Below are 24,956 nucleotides of genomic sequence, written 5' to 3'. Positions count from 1 at the left end.
ATATATTACCTATTTAGGTTTGAAACAGCAGTAATATAACTTTTGTAATCAAAATGATTTTATCAAAAGAAAACAAACTTTGGTTTTTATGTAGTTAAGTTGTTTCAACATTCGTTATAAGAAAAATGTCATTTTAAATAAAAAAAAATATAAATATAGAAGAATTGCTGTGATATTATTTAGAAAGTGAAGGAGGTGAATGAAAAAGATGCGGAAGAAAATGAAAATTTTATTATTGTTTTCTATTTTGATTTCTAATGTCTGCATTACTCCGCTTAGCTGGGCAGCAACGACCACCCAAAATTCAAAAACAAATACTACAGCTTCTACTAGTGAAAAAGAGGTATCGACATCTAGTAATCTTACCGATGAGACAACGACAAGTTCCAATGCGTTGGATGTGACAAACACCTCAGAAGGCAATTCCGCGTTAGATACTACGAGTCCAACTACTGAAAAAACGACTTCTTCTACTCAAAGTGAAACCAGTGAAAGTAAGGTAGTAAAACCTAAAACAGTAGCACGCTTAGCGGCAAATGAAGCAGAAGTGAATAATTGGGCAGATTTTGTCAGCGGGATTCGGAATGAGAACATTACAAAAATCATTTTAACAGCGAGTTTTGATAATCCTAGTTCATCGGATAGTTCTTTATCTGGCTATTCCCGTAAAAACGATTTAGAAATTGATGGTCAAGGTTATCGCGTCGATTTTAAAAATTCATCGATTCAATTAGGTGCACCACAAAATACGATTGGAAATTTTCATATGCACGATATTATCTTAAATCAACGATACGTAGGGGCATCTTCAGAAGATATTGTTGGAACTCGGTTGAATTATACCAATGGTGCTAAATGGAAATATCGCTTTGGTAATATCACGACTGAGCCCGGTGTGCAACGTTTAGCCCGAGCCTCTCATGCAGAAGTTCGTGTTTACGGCAAGATGGATATTGATACACGAGCGGAAAATTTTTATTTAGGTAGCTTCATTATGGAAGATGGAACGGAATATAAGGGAAACGTAAATTATTATAACTTTTCTGTTTTTTGGTACAACGTGACCGCTAGCAGCACATCAACAGGTGCCTCACGAGAATTTACGATTGGCAAAAATTGTCATGTTGAAGCAGGCCAAACGCAGACGTCAGGACGAACTTATCCCGCTGTTTATAGCCATTACTTAGCGCTAACGGTAGGAGAGAATAGTGTCTTTAACGTTGATATGCCAGGAAATGCGGTGCGCTTTGACGATAATGGCGCAGGGATGACCATTAAAAAAGGAGCGATAGTGAATTTAACGAGTAAACAAGCTTCTGGTTCTGTGGTGGCCTTTAGTAATGATAATACGTATTTAATGGCTGAACCGGGAAGTTATTTTTATGTTATTGGTACGAGTAGCCAGCCTTTAATTAATTTATCAGCAAATGGTTTAGGTACCGGTAATATAACACGTTCGGGGAATAGTTTTACTTTGAATAGTCCGGCGCAATACGATTTGCGTAATTTGAATAATAGTCAAAGTGCGGTAAACGTAGCCAATGGTAATCGCAGTGAAAATAGCTTTAATATTTTGGATTCTGATATTGATCTGTGGAAAGTTGGGGTACCGGTTTTAGGGCCTTCAAGTGAAACGTATGCCAAAGTCCAAAATCTAAATGTTGTGGGGAGTGGAACAAGGGAAGTTATCACCACCTCAGATACAGGGTTACAACAGTTCAAACAAGCCAACTATCGCCGCATTTCAGGGATGAATCAAAATCCTAAAATTGAGTGGACACCAGTCACAGATGCCGATCGTACGATTAAAGGACGGGTGGTCATAGGGGAAGTACCAGATAATAACGGTTTAGTAAATGGGGAGATTCATTATATACCAGTTTATGCTTCAGAAAATCAAGCGAATGTAACGTTAACTGATACTTACGGTAATGTACATGGAAATTTAATGACAGATTCCGAAGGGTATATTACGTATACAGACGTGAGCAATCCCGCCCAATTTCAAAAAGCTGGTGAAAAAATAACGGGCATTGCGAAAAGAGGTCCGTGGGTAACACCTGCGGCCATCGCGACGACAGTCTTAGATGTTACACCACCAGAACCCGCTAACGTCGATAATTCGGACGCCATCCAAAGTATTACGACAAAATTAACGGGTACTGGAGAGCCTAATAGTATTATAACACTAACAGTAAATGGTCAGCCACAAACAATTCCCGCTCAGGTAGTAAATGAAACGGGAAAATGGGAAATTGACATTTCCAGTCTCAACCTTACACGGGGAGATGTGATTCAAATTTTTTTACAAGATCAAAGTGGTCCCGTGACACAGCTTAGTGAATCCGAAAGACCAAGTACCAATAATGCGATTGGAAATATTAATCCTGTTGCAGATATGAATTATCGGGATGCAACTTTTAAAGCAGCTACAAAAGTTACCGTCGTTGGTTATCTATCTCTTGCGGAAGTACCTGATAAGTTGGAATTTGGTACCAACCAAGTTTCCAATCAAAATCAGCTTTATCAGCCGACTGTTGTAGGCAAACTGATTGTTTCAGATACAAGAGGCGGGGCCAAAAAACCTTGGCGCCTAACTTTACATCAAGCAGAAACGTTAAAAAACGGGACGGTATCATTAGAAGACGCATTATCTTACACTTCTTCACTGGGAAAAAAACAAATTACAACAGCTACCCAAGTAGTAGAATCCGGTGAATTCACAAGCGATGGCAGTAAAGAAATTTCTGCAACTTGGACCGGTGATAGAGGGTTTGAACTAACCGTTCCAGTTGAAAAACAACGCATTGGGGAATATAGCGGAAAATTATCGTGGCAGCTAGAAGATGTTCCAGGAAATTAGGTGAGTAGATGAAAAAAATACTAATTAGCAGCGTAATCGTAATTTGGTGGTTCTGTGCTGCCTTACCTGTTTTTGCCAGTGAGGTTAACTACGATAGTAATAGTGTCACTTCGTTTTATGGGCAATATGAATATCAAAATGAGGAGCCAAAAAAGCCAGACCAAGAGGAAAATCTGACACCTAGTAAGCCTGCTCCCAATTATGCCAGTGCTTTGCCAACTTATAAAGGACAAGATGTGATTATTCCGTTGACGGGGGATACTTCCTCTCACGTTACCTCAGGAATAGGAGTAGGGTTGTTGGTATTAATTTTTTTCAAATTAAAAGGAGGCGGGAACACTGAAAAATTTTCAAATCATTAGTTTTCTTTGTCTCATCACTTTTATTTTGATTAGTGGCAGTAAGGCTGAAGCGTCAGATACAGCTACCCACTTGAATTATGAAAGTAGTGGCGGCACGCTGATAAAACCACTAGATCCACTGTTACCCGATCCAACAAAACCAGTGGCACCCATTGATCCTACTGATCCAAGTGGTCCAGCACCAGGAACTGGTGGCAGTCTTTCGTTAGATTTTGCTTCAAGTTTTCAATTTGGTCAGCAGGCCATTTCCACAACAGATGAAATATATTACGCCAAGACCCAAGAATATATTACTTCTGATGGCACAAAGGCAGTTGGTCCCAATTACGTTCAAGTGAGTGATATCCGTGGTACTGGTAGTGGCTGGCGTTTAGCAGTTAAACAAACGACCCAGTTTCAGACGACAAATGGGCAATTACTAAAAGGTGCAGAACTTTCTTTTCAACAAGGGAAATTGGTTTCAAATTTGTCAGCTGATTTAGCACCAACTGCGCTTTTAAGTTTTACTTTACCGATTAACAGCGAGATAGATGTTATCACCGCTCAATCAGAAAAGGGAATGGGAACATGGCTTTATCGTTTTGGTAGCGATGCTACAACTGGCGCAAAAGCTATTTCATTACACGTTCCGGGTAAAACAGTTAAATACGCTAAACAATATCAAACGCAATTGACGTGGACGTTGAAAAATGTTCCATAACGAAGGGTTAAATTTGGCATTAAGGAATTAAAAAGGAGTAATGATGATGAAAAATATTCGTTTTATGACTGTTACAGCAATTACAGCAGTTTCACTTTCTTTAGTGGGAGGCATCGCTTCTCAGGCAGCAACGACAGCTGAATATAACTCAAATGGGGTTGTCGAATTTATCCCCAATCCAGATCCAACCAAACCCGTAGATCCAACTAATCCAGATCCAACTAATCCAGTTGAGCCCGTGGATCCCACCGATCCGAATGGCCCTAATCCCGGTACAGATGGTCCATTGTCGATTGACTATGCTTCAAGTTTAGATTTTGGTGTTAATAAAATCACTAACAGTGATCAAGTGTACTATGCTCGGGCACAACAATATAAAGACGGCCGTAGTGCAACGCCTAACTATGTTCAAATTTCAGATAATCGCGGGAATAATGCCGGCTGGACTTTAAAAGTAAAACAAAACGGTCAGTTCAAAGCTAGTAGTACATTAAATGACACTTTAACTGGTTCAGTTGTAAAATTTGTTGCACCAACTGTCGCTAGTAATTCAACAGCAATTCATCCAACGGCTGCTAATGAAATTACTTTAAATCCAGATGGAAGTGAAAGTTTAGTCATGGCAGCAAAAACAGGTGAAGGTGCTGGAACTTATGTTGATCGTTGGGGAACAGTTGAAACAGTGAAAGAAAAAGATAAAGATGGTAATGAAGTAGATAGTGAAGTGACAAAAGCTATTACGTTATCAGTTCCTGGTAGCACGCCAAAAGATGCTGTGAAATATAGTACGACATTGACGTGGAGTTTATCAGACGTACCTGCAAATTAATTAAAAGGAGTATACAATGATGAAAAAAATGGGTTATTTATTTTTAACAACAATTATTTTAGCTGGAATGGCAGTTAGCGGTGTCACTGCTTTTGCTGCAGATGGAGCAAATTATGATTCAAACGGTGTTATTACCTTTACACCTAATAATGATATTACCGATCCGGTTGATCCAATCGATCCAACTAATCCAGTTAAACCCGTCGATCCAACTGATCCAAACGGTCCTAATCCCGGCACAGCGGGACCTTTATCGATTGACTATGCTTCAAGTTTAGATTTTGGTTCTCAAAAAATTACTTCAAAAAATGAAGTCTATAAAGCAAAAGCTCAAAAATATTTGGATAAAGACGGTGTAGAAAAAACTGGCCCTAACTTCGTTCAAGTGACCGATAATCGCGGAACAGAAGCTGGCTGGACGCTACAAATGAAACAAAATCACCAATTTAAAACCGCCGATGATGAAGTGTTAACAGGAGCGGAAATTACGTTTAAAAACGGGAATGTCGTTACGGCTTCTGATTCGGCTAAACCCACAGGAAAAGCGACAATTGTTGCAGATCCGGATGGAGCATTACAAGATGTTATGGCTGCTAAAGCAGGTCAAGGGGCTGGAACGTATCTATTAGATTGGGGTACAGATGCCGCAACTGCCGCTGACAGTATTGAACTAAGCGTACCTGGTTCTACTACCAAATACGCTAAAGAATATACGACAACATTTACTTGGGTTTTAACGGATGCACCGGGTAATTAAAAGCATTAAAAAGTAATATCTAACACAATGGAATAATTATTCCCGAATAAGGGAGAATGAAATGAAGCCTACAAGAAGTTTACTTGTTTAAAGGGGTGTCTTTCTTCTACCTTGTTCGGGTCTTCTGTGTTAACTATCACTTTTTTACTGAAAGGATTAAAAGAAATGAAGTTTAAAAAGTTAATTTTACTGATTACCGTCGTTTTTTGTTGTGGCATCTTTCCTCAGACAAGTTTTGCTTCGGAATTTAATTTTGCCGTTACACCACAGGCTTCGGCTAATCAAATTGATAAAAATAAAACATACTTTGATTTGTTGTTAGCACCAAACCAAACAGACGAATTAACCGTGACCTTACGCAATGATACGGCTCAAAAAGTTGTCGTTGAAGCACAAATTAATAGTGCCACAACTAACAGTAATGGCGTAGTGGAATATAGTCAAAATGCCATTAAAGACGATCAAACGCTTCAATATAATATAAAAGACTTTACAAAAGCACCAAACGAAATAACACTAGCGCCTCATTCTGCTGCGGAATATAAAGTGAAAGTCCAAATGCCCAATGAAAAGTTTTCCGGTGTCATCGCTGGTGGGATTACTTTTAAAGAAAAAGTAGCAGATGAAAATAAGGATGAAACCAAAAAAGCAGATAAAGGTTTAGCCATAAAAAATGAGTACTCGTATGTTGTAGCACTTTTGATGCGCCAAACAACGAAAAATGGCGCCCCGGATTTAAAATTAACGCAAGTAGCAGCTAATCAGCGTAACGCTCGAAATGTGATTGAAGGAAATTTACAAAATCCAAAGCCTACTTATTTAAATCAATTGGCAACCAAAACGACCATTACAAAAAAGGGTAGTGACAAAGTACTTTTCGCCTCAGAACAAGTTGGAATGCAAATGGCCCCTAATTCTAATTTTGATTTAGGCGTCGCTTTAAATGGTGAGCCATTAAAAGCAGGTCAATATACGATGAAAATAGAAGCCTTCGGACAAGAAAATCCAAATGGCCAATACCAGTTGAAAGGTGACGAAGCCAAAACCAAATATGAATATCACTGGGTGCTAGCAAAAGACTTTGAAATTAAAGCAGAAGTAGCCAAAAAATTAAATGACACCGACGTTACGATTAAAAAGGACTACACTTGGTTGTATATTCTCATTGGTTTACTGCTATTACTACTGATCATTTTAATCGTTTTGATTTGGCGCAGAAAGAAAAATAAAGAAGATGATGAAGCCAAAGATCCGGATTAGTCTAATCTTATTGTATTGTGTGGCGGTTTTGTTGCTTTTTTTACCCTTTTTAAAGCAAGCGTTACTGATTTATCAAACAGAAAATACTACAGTTACCACAACTTCTGTTACGAAAGTGGCAAGTCCTGTTTCCATTGAAGCAGTGCAGCCACCGGATTTGGCTGATGTTTTGACTTTCAAAAAAGATACTGTTTTTTTGGCAACAGGAAATATCCTCATTCCGGCTTTAGAAATGAGTGTCCCCGTTTTTAATGGCATTACAAACCAAAATTTACTAATTGGTGCTGGTAGTCTATTTCCGGAACGCCAACCGCAAAACCATAATATGGTGTTGATTGGTCATCATTTAGGTCGCGATAATTTATTATTTGGTAAATTATTGCAAATTCAAGTGGGCGATATGATTTATTTACGTTATGAAGGGGAAATTTATCAATACGTGGTAAAAGAAACCCAATTGGTGCATCAAACCGAACTACAAGTTTTAGAAGATCACCAGCAAACAGAAATTACGCTAATCACTTGTGATAAACCTACACAAACGCAATGGCGTTTTGTCGTACGAGGACAACAAGTACAAAAAAGCACGTCAAATCTTGCGCAAATAAAGCAACAGGAAAAAGCGATTGTCCAAAAAAATCAGTGTTACAATCAAGGTTATGTACTTTTTGTAGTTCTGTCACTTTTGCTTTGTCTTTTACTGGGGATTATCACGATTAAAAGAATTAGTTCCAAATGAGGGGGGATAGAATGAAAAAAAGGACATACTCTGTATTTTTAGCATTGGGTGCGTCGGTTTTCTTGTTTTCTGAACACGCTTTGGCGCAAACAGTGATTTATGATCCCTTAGATCCTAAAAATGCGATTACGCCGATTGCAAATGAAGAAGCGCGACAAGAAGATAATCAAGATCAGCAAAATGACCAAAAAACTAGTGGACAACTGGAATTGGAGCATAAAAAAGACCAAACAGTTAAACCCCCGCCCAAAAAAATAGTGTCACAATCAGGAAAGAATAAAGAAGTATTAGCAGAAAATAGTAGGTATGCTACGTTAAAAAATCCGACACTAAAAAGTAAAAGAACCCCCAAATGGGCAGAAAACCCTGCGTATATACCACCTTATCATGCTCAAGGGAAAAATAATGTTTTAATTTTAGATGATGAGTTTTTTGCGCCCAAGGCAATTGCAACATTGCCACCAGAAGGCAATCCTCAAGCTGGGAGTGCCATAAATGAGTGGACTGAAATTGCGCAAAGCGCCTATTTATTATCGGGATTAGTATTATACGGCGATCAAAGCCTGCAATTGGTAACAAGGGGGAATGAATTTGCTGGCTGAATTTTTAGCAAAAGAAGAATGGCGTAAATATCAGCTCTTAAAAAAATTGGAACGTAGCCCTTATTTTGCCATCCCTAAAAAAGAGTTGATGGAGGACTTAGGAATATCAAATTATGTGTTAAAAAGTTTGATTGATCAACTTATCTTAGACTTGGAGCACTACCAATTAGCTGAAGAAATTCATATTTTTATTGAGGAACCCTTTTTACAGATGGAAATTACCGGTGCTGCTAGTTCAGAGAGCTTGTTGGAAAAGTATGTCGCGGCTTCTATCAGTTTTCAAATACTGGCTGGTTCTGCTTTAGGACAATTCAAATCCTTGAATGAACTTTCTGAAAAAAAGATGATTAGTTATCCGATTGCCCATAGTAATTATAAAAAATTAAATGGTTATTTAAGTAAATTTGGAATGACGATTGATAAGAAATTTCGGTTAAGTGGTAACAGTGAAAAGAATGTGCGGTTATTTTTAACTGAAATTTTTGCCCGTATTTTTAAAAATTTGCAAGATTGTTACACTTCAGCCGATAAAAGCATCATTGAAACCAAGTTAGCCACGTTAGAAAAAGCCAACATGACAATTCATCAAAAAATTAAGTTGATGCATTATCTTTATGTGACGAATCTGCGTATCCAACAAGAACGTTATGTAGAAGAACAGCAAATAGAACTACTACCGACTGAATTTATAAAAAAAGAAGAAGCGACACCCTTTTTTTACCGTTTACCACCAGCCGTGCGGACCGCGGAAGCTGCGGCTTATATTTGTTATTACGGCACATTTTTAAAAGAAGTAGGGATGTCATTTCATTTGGAAAAGAGTGCTAAAATTACGCAGTGGAGTCAAAATTTAAGGCAGCAATTGTTAGCCTCTTTTCCCAAGTTACAAGCAGAAAAAGCCAGTCAAGCTGAATTTATCGCCCGTTGTAATTTTTTGCATTTTCAATTATTGGAAACAAGCGCCGCTTATGAAAGTATTCAACCAGAGATTAATATTATTTACTTTCAGCAAAACTATCCTGGTGTATTGGCATTTTGTCGGGATTATCTGACGAGTATTCAAAACGTATTTCCTGAGTTATATCAAAAGAAGAAAAATTTGCTGCTTCAGTATTTGTTTTTGATTTTAGCTGTATTTCCCAAGCATTTGTTGTTAAAAGCTGTCAACGTATACGTTGATTTTTCTTATGGACATTTGTATAACCAATTTATTACCCAAAACCTCGATTTTTTTCAACAAGTCGGAGCGGAAATTACTACAGATATTGACACCGCGGATATTTTATTGACGGATTCCCGAGAATTAGGGGCAATTTGTCAGAAGGATTGTGTGGTCTGGCTTGCGCCCCCACGACCGTTAGATTGGGCGAACTTGGCTCAAAAAGTTATTCAAAAAAGAGAAGCAAAATACAATGGGGATTATTTTGCCGCCAATCAAGTTAAAAACAAATAATAGTAGCAAATTTCAGTGGGGAAAATTTGTTACTATTATTTATTTTCAGCTTTTTGAATAAAGCGCTATGTTATTAAAAGAAATGACATGGTATAGTTGATTTAAACTAGTGAGAAAATTTAAAAAAGAAGGTGAGTAGATGGAAGTCAAAACTCATTTGGCAACAGCAAAGGAAAAAGCAGCAATAGTAGCTTTTTTTAACAAAGTGATGCCTCAAATTGATTATCCTGTAGTTAGTTGGGTGCCGGCGGTTTATCCTGTGGTTGAGGATATAACGAAAGCTTTAGCAAACGAAGAACTTTATGTCGCCACAATTGCCGATGAAATTGTTGGTAGTGTAATTTTGAATCATACGCACGAAGAGGAGTATAGGGAAGTTGCTTGGAAGAATACAAACCTTCAAGATGAAGATTTTTTAGTCATTCACACTTTATTGGCTGATGCGGACTTTAAAGGCCAAGGAATTGGCAAAAGATTATTGGCTTGCGCCAAAGAAGTTGCGCTAAAAAAAGGCTGTCAGGCTATTCGTCTGGATGTTTTTGCAGATAATTTGCCGGCAAAAAGTCTATATGAAAAGTGCGGCTATCAGTGTAAAGAACGTAAGGAATTACGTTCTTTTGATGATGTGGACACGGATACGTGTGATTTGTATGAATTGGTACTCTAAATAATTTACAAACGGCGTCTTTTGACAGACGTCTTTTTTCTTGTTAAAATACAAACATACGTTCGGTATTTCATTTGGGAAAGAAGGGGACAAAATGGATTTGACGAAAAAAATCGGTATTTTAGCCGATGCAGCCAAATACGATGTATCTTGTTCTAGTAGTGGCATCAGCGATACCAATCGTAGCGGCACCCTTGGGAGTACGGAAGCATCTGGAATTTGTCATTCTTTTACTGCCGATGGTCGCTGTGTTTCATTGCTAAAGGTTCTCTTTAGTAATGCTTGTATTTTTGATTGTCATTATTGCGTCAATCGTCGGTCTAATTTACGCCCGCGAGCTACTTTTACGCCCGCAGAACTTGCCAATTTGGTTATTGATTTTTATTTGCGGAATTACATCGAAGGCTTATTTTTAAGTTCGGCGATTGTAAAATCCCCTGATTATACCTGTGAGTTGATGATTAAAACATTGGAAATTTTGCGCTTTGAAAAGGGGTTTCGGGGCTACATTCACGTTAAAGCCATCCCAGGTGCAGATAGTTTGTTGATTGAACGCCTGGGGTATTTGGCCGATCGTATGAGTGTCAATGTTGAATTGCCTTCTAAAGATAGTTTACAACTTTTGGCGCCAGATAAAGATCCCTACGAACTTTATAAGCCAATGAAACAAATTGCCGTAAAAAAAGAGCAAGAAAGCTTATTACCAGCGATTAGACAAAAAACGACACCTTTTGTTCCGGCTGGACAATCTACCCAGATGATTATTGGTGCTAGTCCAGAGACAGATCGTACAATTGTCAAAATTTCCGGCAACTTATATCAAAAATATCAGCTTAAACGCGTTTACTACTCTGCTTATATTCCCATGAACCAGGATTCTTTACTACCTGCCATCACGCAAAAACCGCCATTACTGCGGGAACATCGGTTGTATCAAGCTGATTGGCTAATGCGATTTTATAACTTTACGCCAGATGAAATTTTAAAAAAAGAACAGCCTAACTTTAATTTATACTTAGACCCCAAAGCTAATTGGGCTATTCAAAACTTGGATTATTTCCCTGTTGATGTACAAACAGCTAATTTGGATACGCTCTTACGCATTCCTGGTGTTGGTCCAAAAAGTGCTCGTAATATTTTACGGGCTCGTAAATATTATCAACTGCATTTAAGTGATTTAAAAAAATTAGGCGTTGTCGTGAAACGGGCACAATATTTTGTGACGTGTAATCAAGAAAAGTTTCCCGGCTTAGTCCAAGATCCCCAGTGGATTATTGAAGCCTTAATTTCAAAACGCCAATATAAACAACTACAAGCCCTTAATACCCAAAGTTTTGGTGAACAGATGAGCTTATTTGATGTGGAACGATTTGAAAGGCAAAAAGGGGAGCAGAGACAATTTGCCCTGCAATAGCTGTCCATTACTAAGAAAGAATAAGAAAGAAGGGAACTGCGATGGTGTGGATGAAAGAAACCATCGACATTTTGGAATACGACGGGACACTGGCGGGCTTTTATACCATCATTGACCTGTCATTTCGCCGCCATCAATTTCCGGCCGTCGTATTAAATCCTGTTACAACAGAAAATAATTTATTTCCACCAGAATGGATTAAAACCGATAAGAAAAAAGCGGAAAAGATTGACCAGCGTTTGCGAGAAGTTTTGACACCGAATAATTACGTTTTTTTTCATGATGGCTTTAATACATGCCTAGAAAATAAAGAGACTTATTTACTTCATGCGTTACATATTGCTCTTGATACCAAAGACAATTTGCAGAATTTTATTGGAAAACCAGAAATTTTAGCGTTGGATACGGCGATTCGCGCTTTATATGGCGAGGCACATCAGTACAAAGGCTTTGTCCGATTTGAATATGTAGAAGATGTGTTGTTTGCCAAAATTGTCCCCAAACATTATTCACTGCCGTATATTTGTCCGCATTTTGCTAAACGTTATCCTAGAGAAAAAGTTATGATTTATGATGAAACTCATCAACTGTTAGCCTGGATAGAAAATGGGAGTTATCAACTATTGGAGAATATTACCTTGCCAAAAGATAAATTCTTACCAGGCAATGATATAGTAGGTACACAGTGGCGGGCTTTTTTAGAAGGGGTAACGATCAAAGAACGAATGAATCCAGTCGCCCAACAAAATCATTTACCGTTGCGTTTTCGCTCAGAGATGACAGAATTTCAGTAAAATTCTTATCGTTAACTTTCACAAAAAAAGGCTGTGGCATAAACCTTGCCACAGCCTTGGGCATACTTTTTAAGAGACAGTTAAAAGAAATATTGTTGCTTTAATTTTAAATTATAAAAGGAGAAAGCATCCATTTATTTAGTGTGTCAATTTTAATTCTTGCTGGTTAAAGGTGATACTTTTAATTTCTTTGTTATCTTTTAGACCGAATTCATAGCGATAATTTTCAGATTTATGGTTATCTCGTTGGTCGGCATATTCAATAGTTGTCGTAAATTTGGTGCCATCTTGATAATTTAACGTAATTTTAGTGCCATTTAACTTCCCGCTGTAACTAAAATCAAGTGCAATAGGAGAAAGTTTGATATTATCCAATTTCACCTTCTCTTGTTGATTTTTGATAATTTGAGGCGGTAATTTTGTTAAAGGCAGTTCTTTGGTTTTTTTCAATTGGATAGTCCAATCTCCTTCTTGGTAAGTTTTCCATTGCCAGCCGTCTAAAACCAGTTTTGCCTGCATTAAATCAGCTTTTTTGACAGGAAAAATGTACTCTTGATAATCTGGGCGCCCCGTTTTATTGTTATGGGTACCGTAATCGACACTAAAATCTGCGAAGGAAGCAATTTTTTTATTGTTTATTACAAGATAAGGAAAAATTGCTGCCATTTTTGGTGTATTTGGTATTTTTAGTTGCAAGTGTAATAAATCGTCGCGATAGGCAATATTTGAAATTGTAAAAGAATGATCTAATTTGGCATTTGCTTGTAACGGCTTAAGGCCGGTTTTTATTAGTTCATTCCAATTTATACCGTAATTTTTAGCTACTTCTTCGTTTAGTCCGCCCCCTTGTGCTTTTTGGTTGGTTAAATCAATCCAGTTTTTTTTAGATTGAAGTAACTTTTGCCAATCTGGATGATAAGTTGTCGTAAAGTCTTTTTTACCACTGACAAAGGCTGTCAATTGAAAACCTGAACGAGGGGTATCAGTAGCGCCAATTGCACTAGTTAACAAAGTCGCCGTTTTTGTGCTGGCATCATAATGGGTCATTTGGGTGTTCCCGCCACCGAACATTTCCCACCGATCAATTATAGTATCTTTATCCAAACGTTCACCGGTTAAATCCGTTAATTGGCTGACAAGGTATTGATTACTCCCATCTTTAAAAGATGCAACTGCCTTTAATTCTAATCCTTGATCGGTAACTGTTTGACTTAATTTATCTGAATTTAGTAAGAGTAATTCGGTCTCGTTGCCAAAGCGTTTTTTATACGCTAAAGATAGGTCGTCACGAAAAGTAAAGCCGACTAATAATAAAGCAAAAGAAGCAGTAGCAACGCTGACTAACCAGCGTTTGCGGCGCTTGTTTCTTTTTTGTACGCCTATTTTTTTTGCAGCAAATTTTTGGTGAATATTATTTTTATTTTCGTTATCAAAAGGTTGTGCATTGTAGTTTAACAATTCGTCTAGCTGCGTTTCATTTAAGTATTCTAAAGGATGTTTTTTCATGTGTTTTCCACCTCTCTAAAAAAGGAATTGCGTTCTACCAAACTACGTAATTTCTTTCGCCCTCGATACAGCCGATTGTCAATTTCTTTTGTCGGCAATCCAGAGCGTTTGGCAATTTCTTGTGGTGTCAGTTCGTAAAAAATCCGCCAAAGTAAAATTTGACGCGTTGGCTCATCAAAAGTCATAATTAAGGTATAAATTTCTTGCCAAGCAGCTTTTTCTTCCAGTTCATTGCTAACTAAATTTGCTGAGCTTTCTTCCGTATCTACTAGCGTTTCATGTTGACGTCGCCGAACTTGCTGCATTTTATTTTTTGCCATGCTTTCTGTCATGATACACAAATACGTTTTTAGACTCCCTTTTTTTTCATCAAATTTTTCCGGCTGTTCCCACAGACGTAAGAAGACATCGCTAATCACTTCTTCTAAATCCATACTATTTGTGGCGCCACTGCGGCTCGCCACGGCCCACAATAATTTACTATAAGCGTCAATCAACCTATTAAAAGCTGCTTCATCCCGTTTTTTTATTCTGCGATAAAAGAGGGGATTTTCAATTTCTTCCATTTCTTCACCACCTTGTTAAGATAAGTTGCGGATTAAAACGAGTTTGTTCGTTTTTTGTATTTCGTAATTTCACTTATACTACAAATGCAAGACAGGAAATTCCTCACTTAAAAAATATGTATTTGCTTATTTCAATGAAATTCTAAAAATTACGACTTACCACAGCGAAAAAAATTGATTTGTTGCGCCAATGTGGCGTTAGGTTCAGGTACTTTCCTTACTTTGACCTCTTTAAGGAAGTGATATAAATTTAGATATTTTCCCATAAAAAAATACCTGTATTAAGAAGTTCAGCCGTAAATCTTGCAATTCTAAGAATGCGACGGCGACTTTTAGTCATAAAGGAAAAGACGAAAAGTTTTCTTCTATAATAATACAGGTATTTTTGATTATCTTTTTAAAACTCAAATTTTGAGGCTATGTTATACAGTTTGTACTGTCATCTAATTGGCAGCTTTTTCTTTTTGTAATTGACTTTGGGCAGCTTTGATTTGAAATTCCACTTGATCAAAACCAGTTCCGCCATAGGAATGCCGATTTTTAACAGCATTGTAAGAAGACAGTTTTTCATAAATGTCTGATCCAATAACGGATTTAATTTTTTGATACTCTGCTAGTGGCACATCTTGCAGGTAAATGCCCCGTTGAATACAAGACAAGACTAACTTGCCGACAATTTCATGAGCTTCACGGAAGGTTACACCATGGCTGGCTAAGTAGTCAGCCAGCTCCGTTGCATTGGAAAAATCAGATTCAGTGGATTGAGCCATAGTTTCTTTGTTGACTTTCATCGTATCAATCATGCCCGCCATAATATCCAGGCTTGTCAGAATTGTTTCTGCGGTATCAAACATACCTTCTTTATCCTCTTGAAAATCCTTATTGTAAGCAAGGGGCAAGCCTTTCATCACAGTCAAAAGGCCAAATAAATTTCCATAAACGCGACCTGTTTTACCACGAATCAACTCCGCCATATCAGGATTTTTCTTTTGCGGCATAATCGAGCTGCCGGTAGAAAAGCTGTCGGTTAATTCTACAAAAGAAAATTCATGAGAACACCACAAAATTAGCTCTTCGCAAAAGCGGGAGAGATGCATCATCATAATGGCGCTGTTGCTTAAAAATTCCAAAATAAAATCACGATCACTAACGGCATCCAAACTATTGGCATAAATAGTGCCAAAATCCAGTTCATTAGCAACAAAGAAGCGATCAATTGGAAATGTCGTACCCGCAAGCGCTGCACTTCCTAAAGGCAGGACATCAATTCGCTGCAAATTTTCAGTAAAACGTGTTTGATCCCGGGTCAGCATCTCATAATAAGCTAGCAGGTGATGGGCAAAAGAAATGGGTTGTGCATGTTGCAAATGCGTATAGCCGGGCATTATCGTATGCACATTTTCAGCAGCTTTTTCTACTAAAACATTACGAAAATGTTGGATTTTTAAAATTAATTGGTTGACAACCTCTTTTAAATACAAATGCATATCTGTTGCCACTTGGTCGTTACGACTGCGAGCAGTGTGAAGCTTACCGGCAACTGTTCCGATTTCGGCGGTTAAATAAGATTCTATGTTCATGTGGACATCTTCGTTTTCAACGGTGAATTCTAATTCACCTGCGGTTAATTTAGTCTGCAATTTTTCTAAGCCCGCACTAATTTGCTCTGCTTCTTCACGGGGAATAATCCCAGTGTGAGCTAACATTTTAACGTGGGCCAAACTTCCCTTAATATCTTGTGCTGCCATTTTTTGATCAAATAAAATTGATGCGCCAAACGCGTCAATCCATGCTTCATTTTGACCGTCAAAACGGCCGCCCCATAATTTTGCCATTTTTCTTCCCCTCATTTGTTAGTTAAATAAGCTGTGACATAAGTTGTGAGTGAACTCTGTGATAAAACCAGTCACGTTTCAAAATGAAACTAACTGGTTTTAAATCAATCTGCTCTTCTTTTTTAAGAAGAGCAGATTTTAGAGTTTGTCGCATGACTTAACTTATGGCACAGCCAATTGTTTTAAAGTTGATTATCAGTAAAATAAATATCCTGTTTGTCTTTATTTTACCAAATTTTCTACTTGTATTTGTGTTTGAACTTCAGCGTGTACTTTGCTCGGTAAGCCCCATAATTTAATGAAGCCAACTGCTGCATCTTGATCAAAGGTGTCAGCAGAGGTGTACGTTGCCAAATCTTCTGAGTATAAACTATTTTCAGATTTACGTCCTTCCACAATAACATTGCCTTTGAATAGCTTCACACGAACAACGCCAGTAACGTATTTTTGCGTTTCTTTTAGAAAAGCAATTAAAGCGTCAGTTAGTGGATTGAACCACAATGCATTATAAATAATATTGCTTAACTGTTGCTCAATCAAAGGTTTAAAATGAGCTACTTCACGAACAAAGGTTAAGTCTTCTAATTCCTTATGGGCCTTCATTAACGTCACGGCGCCAGGACATTCGTATACTTCACGAGATTTAATTCCAACCAGACGATTTTCCACATGATCAATACGCCCTACACCGTGTTTGCCGGCAATTAAATTTAATACCATAATAATGTCGGCAAAATTATACGTTTCGCCATTTAAAGCAACAGGCACGCCTTGCTCAAAGGTAATTTCTAAAATATCTGGTGTATCCGGGGTGTCTTCAATGGCAGCGGTGATTTCGTAAGCTCCTTCTGGCGGAGTCGCCCAAGGATCTTCGAGAATGCCACACTCACAGGCACGACCCCAAATGTTTTGATCAATCGAATATGGATTATCTAAATTTGCTGGAATCGGTACGCCATTTTGGGCAGCATAAGCAATTTCTTCTTCACGAGACCATTTCCACTCACGGACAGGTGCAATCACTTTTAATTCTGGCGCTAAAGAATTGATCGCAACTTCAAAACGCACTTGGTCATTTCCTTTACCAGTACAACCATGTGCAACCGTTGTAGCGCCAGTTGATCGGGCGAGTTCAACTAATTTTTTCGCAATTAACGGTCGGGATAGTGCTGATACTAAAGGATAAGACTGTTCGTAAAACGTGTGACCTTGTAATGCAATCAAGGCATACTCTTGGGCGAACTCGTCTTTGGCGTCGATAGCATAAGAGGCAATAGCACCTACTTGTAATGCTTTTTCTTTAATAAACGCCGTATCTTTTCCTTCTCCAATATCTAAACAACACGCAATAACATCATATCCTTCATCGGTTAGCCACTTAATGGATACCGAGGTATCAAGTCCTCCTGAATATGCCAATACAACCTTTTCTTTCATAGTAAATACGCCCTTTCTGTTGTGCTTTTTTAATGTGAGTAAAAATGTGTTGACGCTATCGTATCAAATTGAAAATTAAAAAGCAAGCAGAAATATAAATATTTATACACAAAAACATATATTAAGTATAATATATGCATTTTAAAGTGATTTATAAGTTTTTTTTGTATAAATGGTTTGTGTTCAAAATAAAAATGAAATTCGTTTTCTGAAAAAATGATGAATGGAAGAAAATAGAATCTATTGTTAAAAAAGGGTGGAATCGGAAAAAAATTATTAATAGTAGAAAAAAGCTGTAGAAGAAAAATAAAGTTTAAAAATACTTTGAAAAGCCGCGACTTTTGATTGACTTTGCGCGATTTTACCGTTATTATGTTAAATGGTATTGTTTACCCCACAAAGAGCCCCGGAAACTCAAGTGATTGTAAACATTCGAAATTGAAATTGGAGGAAAAAATCTTGCGTACAACATATATGGCCAAACCAGGCGAAGTAGAACGTAAATGGTATGTAGTGGATGCTACTGATGTTCCTATGGGACGCCTTTCAGCAGTCGTTGCTTCAATCTTACGCGGTAAAAACAAACCAACTTTCACCCCCCACGTGGATACAGGTGATTTTGTAATCGTCATTAACGCTGACAAAGTGAAATTAACAGGTAATAAAGCATCTGATAAAATTTACTACCGTCATTCAAATCATCCTGGCGGCTTGAAACAAATTTCAGCAGGTGAATTGCGTGCTAAAAATTCTCGTCGTTTGATCGAAACTTCTGTAAAAGGTATGCTTCCTAAAAACACTTTAGGTCGCGCACAAGGCATGAAGCTACACGTTTACGGTGGCGCTGAACATCCACATGCAGCTCAAAAACCAGAAGTATTAGACATCACAAACTTAATTTAATAGGAGGGAATTTCATTGGCACAAGCTCAATATAGCGGCACAGGCCGTCGTAAAAATGCAGTAGCTCGCGTACGTTTGGTACCAGGTACTGGTAAAATTACTATCAATAAAAAAGACGTTGAAGAATATATCCCACATGCTGACCTACGTTTAGTTATCAACCAACCATTTGGCGTAACTGAAACAACTGGCGCTTACGATGTAATCGTAAACGTAAACGGTGGGGGCTATGCTGGACAAGCTGGCGCAATCCGCCACGGTATTTCTCGTGCATTATTAGAAGTTGACCCTGACTTCCGTCTTGCATTAAAACGTGCTGGTTTATTAACACGTGACGCTCGTATGGTTGAACGTAAAAAACCAGGTCTTAAGAAAGCACGTAAAGCTTCACAGTTCTCTAAGCGTTAATATCCTTTATATATCAACGTTTCTGGCACTTTCCGATTTTGGGGAAGTGTCTTTTTTTGTACGCTTAGGTACGAAAAAATGTACGAGATTTTGAATTGGCTGTTTTTAAGACCTAGGTCGGACACTATATAATCGTTCTTTTTAGTTTGTTTGATTGTTATTTTAAATAGTTATTTATTTTGCTTTTCGAGCTTCATCTAGGCGTTTCTCGAATTTTTCATAAGTGGAAAGATCGACAACATTTGGGGTATTAACGTATATTTCTGTCGTTTTGATATCCGAATGGGTTAAGGCTTGAGAAATTTGCGCCATTGTTGCACCGCCTTCACGAGCTAACGTACTAAAGGTATGGCGTAGTTTGTGAGGGTTTGTCTGAACCAGTTCCTCATGTCTTCGGCGAATGGATTTTAGCCGATAATTTAAGTAATCCACATGAACCGGAATATTTACTTCGCCACTTCGATTGGCATAAGTGAAAAGAAATTGTTCTTTCGTCTGTTTAATGCCCAACTGTAGCAGTTCTTCCTTTTGTTTTTGCTTCCATTCTTTCAATAGTTTAATAAGGAATGTCGGAATCTTGAACTTCGTGGCTTTGCGCCCTTTTGTGGATTTTAAATTGCCAAACTTATCCTTACTTTGAATCAAACTGACATAACCATTTTCAAAATCAATATGCTTCCACTGAAGGGCATAGGATTCGCTCTTGCGGTCCCCTAGGTTCAACGTTAGCATCAAGAGAACATAGTCTTGCATGATTAGAGAACCATTGCTGTAATCCTCATTCGCTGCGTCTAGCCAATCAATCAATTCTTCGGCTGTCAGTGCTTCACCGTTTAGCTGACGTTCCGCCTTTAGTTGCTGTTTCTTAGGATCACCCACATACCGAATCACTTTTTCAATCCGATTGTATTCGATATACTCTAATAGCTCCGCAATATCAAAAATCTGGTTGACGTAACTTTTGATGATTTTGATATTGGCATAAATTTGGGACTTTTTCATCAAAGCACGAAGCACAAAGTCTTTATTGTCGTTTAAGAACTTGATGGAATATTCACCAAACATCGGTAGAATATGAAGACGGAAGACATCTTTCGTATTGCTAATGGTTGTGGCAGTTGGTATTTGCCTAGATCGTCCAGTAGAACCAGCGATATACATATCCAACCAAACTGTTTCATAAAACTCTTTGAATTTGATATGCCCGTTTAATTCAAATGAACGAGCACTCTTTTCATTAAGCACACGTTGAATTTTTTGAGACAGGTCTTTTTCAGCTTGTTCCGCTTCTTTTTTCGTCCTAAATGTTTTGCGGTAGCGTTCGGTAGTGACACCTAGAATTTGTCGCACCTCCTTGGGGTAAAACACCTCCAATTTGTAGTGGTTGTTTTTCAGTTTAGTAATTGCCATGTTCCTTCCTACTTTCTTATACGCAAACCAGAACGTAGGAATGACTACGTTCTGATTATAAACCGCTTCTAGCGAGTATAGCAATGGAGCCATTCGTCTATAGCTTGCCGATCAAAACGCACAACACCTTGAATCGTGATTTTTGGCAGTCCTTGTTCGACCCATTTATCCAAAGTGTTGTTCGCAATATGGAGATATTGGCAGGTTTCTTTCTTGGTTAAATAGCGTTTGTCGATCGCAGTATCTTGTCGTACTTGATTCACATTGTTTAGAAGAAGTGTGTAAACACTATTTCCTAGCTGTTTCATCTGCTCATCGTTCAGTAAAAATTGAACTTCGTGCATAGGTAACCTCCTTTCTCTAGTAAGAATCTTCATTTTCCAATTCCAGTATTTTTTGTTCGATAAAGGTCTGATCTGTTTCCGTGAATTTTTCTTTTCCTTTGGCTAGTAATTCTCTCAAATAAACTTCTGCTTGTTCTGGGCCATAGGCTTGTAGAAAAGCTTCATAAATCATGGCGAGCGATTTCGAAGTGGCATTTTCTAACCATGCTTTCTTCTTGGAAAAGGTTGGCTTTTCACGAACTACACGTAAGGGGATTTTGGGAATACCCCCCACAAATTTATCCCACCATTTCATGTTCGGCCAACGAGCTTTGTTGTGATAGTTGACGGGGCCTTTGGGTTTGGTCTTGAAGCTGTAGTGGGAAGCTAAAATGCCACGAATTACCGTATTGAGTGGTATTCCTTTCGCAAGCTTTTCTACGGCTTGCCGAGCTTTTTGATCGGTTAACTCCAATTCCCAGCGAACCCACTCGTTGACTTGGGCAATTTCTCCCGTTTTATCGCGTATTTCTTGCTTTTTGTCATAAATCCGCAGTAGTTGTGGCTGAGCGCCAATGTAAAGCGTATGACCAGTCAGAATGCCTTCCTGTAGTTGCCCACTGTTTACTTCCCGAAAGTGGCGGCTTTGAGAGCTGAGTTGGCCGTTCCTCACGTATTTTTGCAAAGTAGATACAGGAGGAGAGGAGCCGTCAAATAAATCCATTGCCAAGTCGGCACGAGTAATGGTTCCTTTGGCTTTTAAAATGGTGGCTAAGAATTTCTGCCAATGCCAACCCTCCACACTAGACATATATTCTTCGTATTGGCGACACCCTTGACCCGATAAGTTTACTAAGAGATTGTTGTGGTGGTCACTTTGGTGAATGATAATATCTGCAAAGGAATAGTGAGAATCGTAAGTGGGAAAAGGACTCCCTTTCTTTTCTGAAGTAAAGTCAGAAAGGGCAATTCCCAGTAAGTCCGCAACTTTTTCCATCGAAGCATCCGGTAATGAAAAACGCAGAAAATCGATCAGACATTCGTTACTTTGCCGGTGTGTTTGGTTCATTCACTTCTCCTAGTTGATAGGAGGTGGCACTGATTTTCAATGCTGCAAATTGCCAGGTGTCAATCATTGGTTGACCTTCTCCCACAAATGACTTTTTCTGAATTTTTCGGGGATAGACATTTAAACCATTAAAACGAATGGGAATCAACTCGCCGTCTTCATAGTTATCTAAAATGGGTAATTCTTCTTGATGCTCGACCACAATGGTAATCGGGGAGCCGAGTTCTGTTCCGCCGTTATTCAGAACCAGTTCGACAAAAGCCCGATCATAGACTTTGAAGGTGAGGGTCATTAGCCCGGTTTCTACACGTTCGCCCACATGGTTCTGTTCACGTTCCATCCGCATTTGAATATCACTTTTGGCTACAACAAAACGTTGCGGGAGTTTGAATTGTTTGAGATCGAAACGTAGACTGGCTAGATTGACAGTTTCTGAATCGTTGAGTGAGATACTGGTTCCTTTTTGGATCATTAATTTTTTTGACATGTGTATTTCTCCTTTGATTTTGAATTTAGTCTTTGTTTTAATTGGTTGAAACAAAGTAGAGTGGGTGCACGAATCAGTTGCATAAAATTTCCTCCCTTCACTAACAAGAACAATTTGGAACCCCCTATTTTCCAAAAAATGTGGAATTTCTCATAATTTTCTTTATGGATGATTTCTCTTCCATTACTACTACAATCTGAGTAGGGCAATTTTTCGAAACAACAGGCAATTGAATTAACTTGTAAGAGATTCTTAAACTATTTGCTCCTTAATCGCCTCATTTCGAAAAAGTTTCTTTTTTGATAAAACACAAAAAAGACGTGTAAACGAACTCGGCTCTGCCGCTGGCAGCCGGTCCGTTCACACGTCTTTTGGTTTTTTATTTAGCTAATTTTGACAAAAATCGAATCTTTGAAGAATGCTCGTGAAGCCTTTTGTAGCAACCATCAGAGGGATTTCCAATGAGTTTGGTACCCCCGTGTTACTAGCGGGGGGAGAAACGTTGCGAGATTGATTGGATTTAGTTAGAAAAAATCTTTTTACTTCTTACTATATTTTTTGTCTTTTTGAATTATTTCTTCAATGTTTTTCTTCGTAACAACTGTTTTTCGAACTTCGCTATCGTACTTAGAGTCAGGATGTGAAATTGAATATCTTACTATATCTAAGTAGCTGTTAACTTGAATTTTTTCACCCTCAAGAGTGTTAATTTCTACACCATCTCCTGAAAGATAGGAAATATCTGCAACATTATTTAGATTAATTTCTTTATTCTCATCACTATAAAACTGAAAGTAGAACTTAAAACCAAAAAACATAATAATCATCGATAAGATTATTAGAACCGATAGACAATGAATATTATGACGCTCTTTTTAGACGTAATAATATTTATTCTAATGATCCATCCAAATTGAAAAAAGGATAAGCGAACTCTCAGCAAGTTATTCAAGATGCTATTGATGATGTACTGAGAGATAAAATGATTACCTCTTTTGAAAAATTTTCAGATACTTTAGCGAAAAATCATGACATAGAAGTTTACAAGTTTTCTAAAAACAGCAACAAATTAGGTTATGTTTTGTATAAAAAAGAAGCAAACTTTTATGAGAATAGAGAAAGATTTATTTTTCTAGGTAAAGACAAAGCGTCACGAAAAATACGTGAACCGTATGTTGAAAAAACATTTAGTGCTAAAAAATTAGGTAAGAGTTATGAGTTAGAGTCGATAGAAAAAGAGCTTGATTATAAGAAGAACAGTTTATTATTTTGAATCAAAGAATTAATAAAACAGGGGAACTAGAAGAACCCTTTGTAGAATTAGATGAAATCGCACAACGTCAATTTAATCGAAAAGGTGCGCATCATTTTATGAAGTATGACGATTTTTTAAAGTCAGTTGATAAACATTTTGCCACATCACTTGGTTCACTTGATGATCAAGAGTACGAAATAAAAGTACATTTGAAAGTGAACAAACAGACTTTAAAAAGTACTGAACATAAAAAAGTTGCAGTCAAAAAGACAGAAAAAAAACAGTACACGTCCCTATATTTTGGTGCAGGGAGTTATACTCATACGCCAAATGCACGAGCCTTGCACCATCAAATTAGTAAAGCTATTAATGATGATGTGAAGATGTATCGTGCTAAAAAAGACTATGAATTTATGCAACATAAAATCGAAATGGAGCAACAAAGAAGACAAGGATTTGAAATGGATTTTTAAAGTATCTTGCCAGGAATTAAATTAGAAAGTTTAATATGGTGAGATTATTTTTTTAGACATACGCGAGCTACCCACTGTCTTTCCAGATAGAGTAGCCATGCTGTCGCAGGCTACTCTATCTGGAAAGGTCAATGGTGGCTCTCAATTCCTGAGGGAGCACGCTCCCTACAGACTCCCTGAATAAAATGAAGAGGTGGACAATATGAAAAAATCAAAAAATACCGAAACAAAAAAGATAAAACGAGAATTAAAAATAAAAAAAGAAGCAAAAATTTATGAGGATATTGAGCAACGTGTTGCATGGCTATATGAAAATAAATTTACAAAGATTGATTCAGAAGTTGTATTTGAAATTAATTTTTACGAGGATGTTTATCAAGAAGATATTGACGAATTAATGTTGTTTCATGCAAAAAAAGTTTTTATGGTGGAAAAAGATGATGAGTATTATTGTGGAATAAGAGCTAATCATTTTGTGATTGAAGTTGGTTATTCTGAAATGAGAGCCGGACTAATTTATTTAGTAACAGCTAATCATAAGGGAAATAGATGTGTAACAATGATAGCAGAAGAGAATGAAAAATATTTAGAAATATGTTCAATGGAATAGATAATAAAAAATGAAGCTAGTACTTATGCTACCTTAAAGGAATCGAATACTGACAACCGTTATTCAAAAAAATATCTTCTTTTGCTTTTTAATCTAATAAAAATAAGTATCTTTTGATACCTCCCCAAAAACCTATGAAAACAAGCAGAGCAATGGATGTTTCGTTAAAACCATCCGTTGCTCTGCCTGTTTGTTATGTATAATAATGCCATAATTTTTTTAAATCACGTATAC

At 37.6% G+C, this 24,956-nt stretch carries 26 protein-coding genes; 17 read left to right on the top strand and 9 right to left on the bottom strand.

The annotated features are described in order from the left end of the window. The first annotated feature begins 208 nt into the window (after positions 1-208). From EsVE80_RS12795 to EsVE80_RS12740, 12 genes are all read left to right on the top strand, one after another. A complete protein-coding gene (locus tag EsVE80_RS12795) occupies positions 209-2,863 on the top strand; it encodes a pectate lyase-like adhesive domain-containing protein (RefSeq protein WP_173104023.1) in 2,655 nt (884 codons plus the stop codon). A gap of 8 nt (positions 2,864-2,871) precedes the next feature. After that, entirely contained in the window at positions 2,872-3,225 is a 354-nt protein-coding gene (locus tag EsVE80_RS12790; protein ID WP_173104022.1) for a hypothetical protein, read from the top strand. Between the two features lie 25 nt (positions 3,226-3,250). Beyond that, positions 3,251-3,925 carry a WxL domain-containing protein gene (locus tag EsVE80_RS12785; protein WP_173104021.1) on the top strand — a complete coding sequence of 225 codons (675 nt, stop codon included), beginning with the start codon at positions 3,251-3,253 and terminating at the stop codon, positions 3,923-3,925. Positions 3,926-3,971: 46 nt separating this feature from the next. Continuing rightward, positions 3,972-4,754: a WxL domain-containing protein gene (locus tag EsVE80_RS12780; protein WP_095006379.1), complete on the top strand. Its 783-nt coding sequence runs from the start codon at positions 3,972-3,974 to the stop codon at positions 4,752-4,754. Between the two features lie 19 nt (positions 4,755-4,773). After that, positions 4,774-5,511, top strand: coding sequence for a WxL domain-containing protein (locus EsVE80_RS12775; protein ID WP_173104214.1), 738 nt, complete (start codon positions 4,774-4,776; stop codon positions 5,509-5,511). 165 nt (positions 5,512-5,676) lie between these two features. Continuing rightward, positions 5,677-6,771: a DUF916 and DUF3324 domain-containing protein gene (locus tag EsVE80_RS12770; protein WP_173104020.1), complete on the top strand. Its 1,095-nt coding sequence runs from the start codon at positions 5,677-5,679 to the stop codon at positions 6,769-6,771. After that, positions 6,746-7,510, top strand: coding sequence for a class A sortase (locus EsVE80_RS12765; RefSeq protein ID WP_173104019.1), 765 nt, complete (start codon positions 6,746-6,748; stop codon positions 7,508-7,510). Before EsVE80_RS12770 ends, EsVE80_RS12765 begins: the two co-directional genes overlap by 26 nt. 11 nt (positions 7,511-7,521) lie before the next feature. Next, positions 7,522-8,112, top strand: a complete 591-nt coding sequence (locus EsVE80_RS12760; protein WP_173104018.1) for a hypothetical protein — start codon at positions 7,522-7,524, stop codon at positions 8,110-8,112. Further along, on the top strand, positions 8,102-9,565 hold the full coding sequence (locus tag EsVE80_RS12755) for a helix-turn-helix domain-containing protein (protein ID WP_232061217.1): 1,464 nt from the start codon (positions 8,102-8,104) through the stop codon (positions 9,563-9,565). The genes EsVE80_RS12760 and EsVE80_RS12755 overlap by 11 nt, the downstream gene beginning before the upstream one ends. Positions 9,566-9,704: 139 nt before the next feature. Next, positions 9,705-10,232 carry a GNAT family N-acetyltransferase gene (locus EsVE80_RS12750; protein ID WP_173104017.1) on the top strand — a complete coding sequence of 176 codons (528 nt, stop codon included), beginning with the start codon at positions 9,705-9,707 and terminating at the stop codon, positions 10,230-10,232. A 94-nt stretch (positions 10,233-10,326) separates the two neighbouring features. Further along, the gene (locus EsVE80_RS12745) at positions 10,327-11,646 is read left to right on the top strand and encodes a putative DNA modification/repair radical SAM protein (RefSeq protein ID WP_173104016.1); all 1,320 of its coding nucleotides are present in this window, start codon (positions 10,327-10,329) and stop codon (positions 11,644-11,646) included. A gap of 41 nt (positions 11,647-11,687) precedes the next feature. Then, entirely contained in the window at positions 11,688-12,440 is a 753-nt protein-coding gene (locus tag EsVE80_RS12740) for a TIGR03915 family putative DNA repair protein (protein WP_173104015.1), read from the top strand. A gap of 138 nt (positions 12,441-12,578) precedes the next feature. Here the strand turns inward: EsVE80_RS12740 and EsVE80_RS12735 are convergent, their stop codons facing one another. The 4 genes from EsVE80_RS12735 to EsVE80_RS12720 all read right to left on the bottom strand — a co-directional run bounded on the left by EsVE80_RS12735 (position 12,579) and on the right by EsVE80_RS12720 (position 17,784). Then, on the bottom strand, positions 12,579-13,946 hold the full coding sequence (locus EsVE80_RS12735) for a hypothetical protein (RefSeq protein WP_173104014.1): 1,368 nt from the start codon (positions 13,944-13,946) through the stop codon (positions 12,579-12,581). Next, positions 13,943-14,512, bottom strand: coding sequence for an RNA polymerase sigma factor (locus tag EsVE80_RS12730; RefSeq protein ID WP_173104013.1), 570 nt, complete (start codon positions 14,510-14,512; stop codon positions 13,943-13,945). Before EsVE80_RS12730 ends, EsVE80_RS12735 begins: the two co-directional genes overlap by 4 nt. Before the next feature lie 443 nt (positions 14,513-14,955). Next, entirely contained in the window at positions 14,956-16,347 is a 1,392-nt protein-coding gene (gene argH, locus EsVE80_RS12725) for an argininosuccinate lyase (protein WP_173104012.1), read from the bottom strand. Positions 16,348-16,569: 222 nt separating this feature from the next. After that, positions 16,570-17,784, bottom strand: coding sequence for an argininosuccinate synthase (locus EsVE80_RS12720; protein ID WP_173104011.1), 1,215 nt, complete (start codon positions 17,782-17,784; stop codon positions 16,570-16,572). 456 nt (positions 17,785-18,240) lie between these two features. Between EsVE80_RS12720 and rplM the strand changes: the two genes are divergently transcribed. Both rplM and rpsI read left to right on the top strand, forming a co-directional pair. Beyond that, positions 18,241-18,687, top strand: coding sequence for a 50S ribosomal protein L13 (rplM, locus tag EsVE80_RS12715; RefSeq protein WP_332107361.1), 447 nt, complete (start codon positions 18,241-18,243; stop codon positions 18,685-18,687). Positions 18,688-18,702: 15 nt separating this feature from the next. Then, on the top strand, positions 18,703-19,095 hold the full coding sequence (gene rpsI, locus EsVE80_RS12710) for a 30S ribosomal protein S9 (protein ID WP_173104009.1): 393 nt from the start codon (positions 18,703-18,705) through the stop codon (positions 19,093-19,095). 174 nt (positions 19,096-19,269) lie between these two features. Here the strand turns inward: rpsI and EsVE80_RS12705 are convergent, their stop codons facing one another. The 5 genes from EsVE80_RS12705 to EsVE80_RS12685 form a co-directional block, all read right to left on the bottom strand. Further along, positions 19,270-20,505, bottom strand: coding sequence for a tyrosine-type recombinase/integrase (locus EsVE80_RS12705; RefSeq protein ID WP_137598940.1), 1,236 nt, complete (start codon positions 20,503-20,505; stop codon positions 19,270-19,272). Positions 20,506-20,573: 68 nt separating this feature from the next. Then, entirely contained in the window at positions 20,574-20,849 is a 276-nt protein-coding gene (locus tag EsVE80_RS12700; protein WP_048603186.1) for a helix-turn-helix domain-containing protein, read from the bottom strand. A gap of 16 nt (positions 20,850-20,865) precedes the next feature. After that, positions 20,866-21,897: a replication initiation factor domain-containing protein gene (locus EsVE80_RS12695; RefSeq protein ID WP_173104008.1), complete on the bottom strand. Its 1,032-nt coding sequence runs from the start codon at positions 21,895-21,897 to the stop codon at positions 20,866-20,868. Continuing rightward, positions 21,872-22,384 carry a hypothetical protein gene (locus EsVE80_RS12690; RefSeq protein WP_137598938.1) on the bottom strand — a complete coding sequence of 171 codons (513 nt, stop codon included), beginning with the start codon at positions 22,382-22,384 and terminating at the stop codon, positions 21,872-21,874. The genes EsVE80_RS12695 and EsVE80_RS12690 overlap by 26 nt, the downstream gene beginning before the upstream one ends. 539 nt (positions 22,385-22,923) lie before the next feature. After that, a complete protein-coding gene (locus EsVE80_RS12685; RefSeq protein WP_137614634.1) occupies positions 22,924-23,202 on the bottom strand; it encodes a hypothetical protein in 279 nt (92 codons plus the stop codon). Between the two features lie 164 nt (positions 23,203-23,366). On the opposite strand from EsVE80_RS12685, the gene EsVE80_RS12680 reads away from it, so the two are divergent. The 3 genes from EsVE80_RS12680 to EsVE80_RS12670 all read left to right on the top strand — a co-directional run bounded on the left by EsVE80_RS12680 (position 23,367) and on the right by EsVE80_RS12670 (position 24,722). Then, on the top strand, positions 23,367-23,657 hold the full coding sequence (locus tag EsVE80_RS12680) for a hypothetical protein (RefSeq protein ID WP_173104007.1): 291 nt from the start codon (positions 23,367-23,369) through the stop codon (positions 23,655-23,657). Next, positions 23,654-24,112: a hypothetical protein gene (locus tag EsVE80_RS12675; protein ID WP_137614760.1), complete on the top strand. Its 459-nt coding sequence runs from the start codon at positions 23,654-23,656 to the stop codon at positions 24,110-24,112. The genes EsVE80_RS12680 and EsVE80_RS12675 overlap by 4 nt, the downstream gene beginning before the upstream one ends. Before the next feature lie 202 nt (positions 24,113-24,314). Further along, the gene (locus EsVE80_RS12670; protein ID WP_173104006.1) at positions 24,315-24,722 is read left to right on the top strand and encodes a hypothetical protein; all 408 of its coding nucleotides are present in this window, start codon (positions 24,315-24,317) and stop codon (positions 24,720-24,722) included. The last annotated feature ends 234 nt before the right edge of the window (positions 24,723-24,956 follow it).

It is taken from the genome of Enterococcus saigonensis, assembly GCF_011397115.1.
Taxonomy (GTDB): Bacteria; Bacillota; Bacilli; order Lactobacillales; family Enterococcaceae; genus Enterococcus_C; species Enterococcus_C saigonensis.
Note: the sequence above shows the minus strand (reverse complement) of the source record. Positions and strands in the feature narration are given on the sequence as shown.